At 76.7% G+C, this 4,216-nt stretch carries 3 protein-coding genes; 2 read left to right on the plus strand and 1 reads right to left on the minus strand.

The features are described from left to right. Positions 1 to 2,690: helix-turn-helix transcriptional regulator (locus AC2CHG_RS30250; RefSeq protein WP_484526087.1), on the plus strand; the 2,690-nt coding region annotated here is incomplete at its 5' end. A 177-nt stretch (positions 2,691 to 2,867) separates the two neighbouring features. Further along, positions 2,868 to 3,404, plus strand: a complete 537-nt coding sequence (locus tag AC2CHG_RS30255; protein WP_355512909.1) for a hypothetical protein — start codon at positions 2,868 to 2,870, stop codon at positions 3,402 to 3,404. A 9-nt stretch (positions 3,405 to 3,413) separates the two neighbouring features. On the opposite strand, the gene AC2CHG_RS30260 is transcribed toward AC2CHG_RS30255, so the two are convergent. Continuing rightward, positions 3,414 to 4,216 (minus strand): acyl-CoA dehydrogenase family protein (locus tag AC2CHG_RS30260; protein WP_484526088.1); only part of this gene is annotated, 803 nt, incomplete at its 5' end.

The following is a 4,216-nucleotide window of genomic DNA, read 5'->3' on the forward strand; positions in this document are numbered from 1 at the left end:
GCACGTCCACCGTCCTGGAGCTGCCCGGCGCGCCGGGGATCGGGAAGACGGCGCTGCTCGAACGCTGCGGGCGCCTCGCCCGCGCCGCCGGACTGAGCGTGCTGTCCGCGGTCGGGCGCGCCCCCGCGACGTACGCGATGCTCGCCCCGCTCTGGCGCTCCCACGACGGCGCGCGCGGCACCGGCCGGCGTGACCCGAGGTCACGGCTGCTCGCGGCGCTCGCCGCCGGGCACAGCCGGCAGGGCGGCCCGATGCTGCTGGTCGACGACGCGCACCTGGCCGACGCGTCCTCACTGGAGCTGATCGGCGAGCTGGTCCGTAATCCGCCGGCCGGGCTGGTCCTCGTGCTGGCGTACCGGCTGGCCCGGATGTCCGCCCCGCTCGCCGCGGCCCTGGCGGTGACCAGCGGACGGCACGAACGCCTGGAGGTGCCGCCGCTGTCGGTGGTCGAGGTCGGGCGGATGCTGGCCCAGCCGTGCCACCGCGCGGAGCGCATCCACGCGCTGGGCGGGGGCAACCCGCTGTACAGCCAGGCGTACCGGCACCTCGACGACGACTGCCTGGACCCGAGCCGGCACCAGCCGGTCGACCTGGCCGAGGCGCTGCCGCCCGAGGTGGTGCGGGTGCTCGCGCCGGAACTGGCGCTGCCGCCGCCGGAACGGGCCGTGGCCGAGGCCGCCGCGGTGCTCGGAGTGACATTCGACCCGACGCTGATCGCCGCCATGTGCGAGCTGGACCCGCAGGACTGCCAGGACCTGACCGACCGGCTCGTCGCCCGCGAGGTGCTGCGCGCCGACCTGCACGAGGAGCCGGCGCTGCGGTTCCGGCACCCGGTGCTGTGCGCCGCGGTCTACCGGCAGGTGCCGCCGGGACGCCGCCGCACGCTGCACGCCACCGCCGCCCGGGTGCTGCGCGAACTGGGCCATCCCGCGCCCGCCTACGCCGACCACCTGGCCCGATCGGCCCGCCCGGGTGACACGGACGCCGCCCGTACGCTGCTCTCCGCCGCCGGTCATCCGTTCGTGCCGGCGGCGGACACCGTGCGCTGGCTGTCGGTGGCCGCGCGTCTGGCCCCGTCGGCGTCGGCGCGCTCCGGGCTGCCCCCGGCCGAAGGGCTGCACCTGGCCGACGCGCTGGTGCGCGCCGGCCGGGTGGCCGACGGGCGGGGCGTGCTCCAGGACGTCGCGGCCCGGTCGGACGGGGACGTGCGGGCGGAGGCGGTCCTGGCCCAGGCCCGGGTGGAACGGCTGCGCGGGCAGAGCCGCCTCGGGTACACGCTGCTGCGTGACCTGATGCCGGAGCCGCACACCGCGCCGCTGCCCGGACGGCTGACCGCCGCCGTCGCCGCGGAACTGGCGATCTGCGGGGCGCTGGCCGGTGAGCGGGAGGCGGCCCGCTACGCCGCGCTGGCCCGGCGGACCGGCGGGGCGGCCGGCCGCCCGGTGGAGGCGGCGTGGTTCGGGGTGGTCTCGGCGTTCGCCGCCTGCTACGTGCCGAGCACAGTGGACGTGACGGCGACAGTGGCCGACGCCACGGCGGCCGCCGACGCCTCGACCGACGCCGAGCTGAGCACACACCTGGACGTGCTGGCGCTGCTCGGCTGGGTGGAACTGCTCCAGGGCCGGGAGACGCGCGCGATCCGGCACTTCGACCGGGCGCTGCGCATCGCCACCACCGCCCGCAACGATGTGCTGGTGCCGTATCTGCGCAGCGGGCGGTCCTGCGCCGCCCGCCAGCTCGGCCTGCTGGACCAGGCGCGCGCGGACGCCGTCGAGGCCGAGCGGTACGCCGACCGGCTCGAGCTGGACACCATGCACCGGTTCGCCCGCATCATGCGTACCGCCGTCGTGTACTGGCAGGACGGGCCGGCCGCGGCGCTGCGCCTGGCCGAGCCGGTCGTGCGCAGCTCGGCCGACGACTGGTTCGGCTCGGTCGTCCAGCGCATCCACGCGCAGATGCGCGACGAGTGCGCCGACCGCGCCAACACGCTGACGTTGCTGATCCGGGCCTGCGGCGGGACCACGCTGCGCGCGGTGGACGTGTGCCACCGCCCCTACTGGGCCGCGACGCTGTCCGGCGCGGCCCGGCGGCGGGGCGACGTCGAGGAGGCCCGGCGCTGGGTGCAGCAGGCCGAACGGCACGCCGGCGCGTGTGACCTGCCGGGGCAGCAGGCGCACGTGGCGCTGGCCCGGGCGCGGATCGCGATGGCCACCGACCTGCCCGCCGCGGCGGCCGGTGCGGCCGGCGCCGCCGAGGCGTTCGCCCAGCTCGGCTGGCCGCTGGAGGAGGCCGCCGCGCGTCTGGTGCACGCCAAGGCGCTGGACGGGCTGCACGACTGGCAGGCCGCCGAGGCGAGCCTGGCCCAGGTGCGGCGCATCGCCGAGACGTGCGGCGCCCGGATCCTGCACCGGGCCTCGATCAGCGCGCAGAGCCGGTTGCTGGGCCGGGCCGGTCGCGCCGGCCGGCGGACCGCCGGGCCACCTGCCGACATGCCGACGCTGACCCGCCGGGAGCGGGAGATCGTCCAGCTCATCGCGACCGGCATGAGCAACAGCGAGGCGGCGGAGCGGCTCTACGTCACGGTCAAGACCGTCGAGGCGCACCTGACCCGCATCTTCCGCAAGGTCGGTGTGTCGTCACGCTCCGCGCTCATCGCCTCGATGATGGACCCCGGCACCGACGAGTATTGAGTCTCTGTGCTGGGCTCCGGCGATTCCGCGTTCACCGCTTGGTGTATTGCGTCTTCTGTTCCGCTACGATGTGTCAACCGTGCTTCGACGCAAGCAGCGCACCCTACCTCCGACGCCCGGGCCGCGCCACCGCGGGACCAGAAACTCTGGACCGCAGGTGCCCGAAGAAGGCATGACATGAACGAATACATCGTCACCATCGTCCCCGTCGTCGACGACAGCTTCGCCAGTCCGGCGGTGCAGACGCGGGTCCGCCTCGAACTCGAGGACGGCCGTCCGACGGTCAAGGAGGTCGTGATCCAGCCGGTCGAGGGCGCGGAGATGCGCGGCGGCGAGCTTCCGTACGTCAATCTCGAGCTGCTGCTGTCCGCGTTCATCCCGGGTGCCGCCGGGGACCGGCCGGGCGTCTCGGTGACCGGTGGCGCGCTCCCCCGGGTCAGCACCGGTGCGGCCGAGCCGGCGCGCGCCGAACCGGCGAGCCCGGCGACCGGCCGGTCCCGCAAGGGCGGGCTGAGCCGCAAGCCGGCCGCGACCGCCCGGATCCAGGCCGGGCGGGCGTACCGGCGGGCCCCGCAGGACGACGAGCTGGAGGCCGTCTACCGGCAGACCGGCACGATCGCCGGGGTGGCCGGGCACTTCGGAGTCCCCGCGCACACCGCGCAGGGCTGGATCACCCGGTTGCGCCGCAAGCACTCGGCGGCCACCGACAGCTGAGGCGGGGCGTCAGGCCGCGGCGAGGACCATCGCGGCCAGCTCGGCCCGCAGATCCGACGCCGTACCGGCGAAGTCCTGGTGCCACAGCGCCCGGCGGTACCAGCGATGGGCCGGATGCGCCCAGGTGAACCCGGCCGCGCCGAGCGTCTGGATCGCGGCCTCGCTGGCGGTGAGCGCCGCCTCCCGCGCGGCCAGGGCCGCCGCGACGACCTCCGGCTCCGCGCCGGGCTCCCGCTCGGCGACGCACCAGGCGGCGCGGTAGGCGAGCGACCGCGCCGTCTCGATCCGGGCGTACGCCTGGGCGAGCGGGTGCGACACCGCCTGGTTGGCGCCGATCGGGCGGCCGAACTGCACCCGGTCGCGGGCGTGGGCGACGGCGATCTCGTGGGCCCGGCGGGCGATTCCCACCGCCTCGCAGGCGAACAGCGCCAGCGCCAGCCGCCGGGTGTCGGCCAGTACCCGGCGGGCGTCCAGCCACAGATCCTCCGCCGGCGCGCCGGCGAGGTCCACCAGGCACTCGGCGCGGGTGGCGTCCCACGGCGCCGGCAGCGGGACGCGACGGGTCGCCGCGAGGTCGGCGAGGTACAGGCCGGGGCCGTCGGGCCCTCGGGCGACCACCACCGCCGAGGTGGCGGCCAGGCCGTCGACGACGCGTTCCTTGCGGCCGTGCAGCCGGACCGCGTCCCGGTCCGGTACCGCCCTGCATCCGGGCAGGTGCGCCTCGTCGAGACGGGCCCGCCCGGCGGGTGCCTCCGCCCACGCGAGCGCCACCGGGCCGGCCGGCGGCTGACCGGCGGCCCACAGCGCCGGGC

This window comes from Micromonospora sp. ATLC20, from assembly GCF_057196585.1.

Bases quoted from the DNA above. Each gene is read 5' to 3' on its own strand.
- AC2CHG_RS30255 (WP_355512909.1), top strand. From the start codon at position 2,868: ATGAACGAATACATCGTCACCATCGTCCCCGTCGTCGACGACAGCTTC.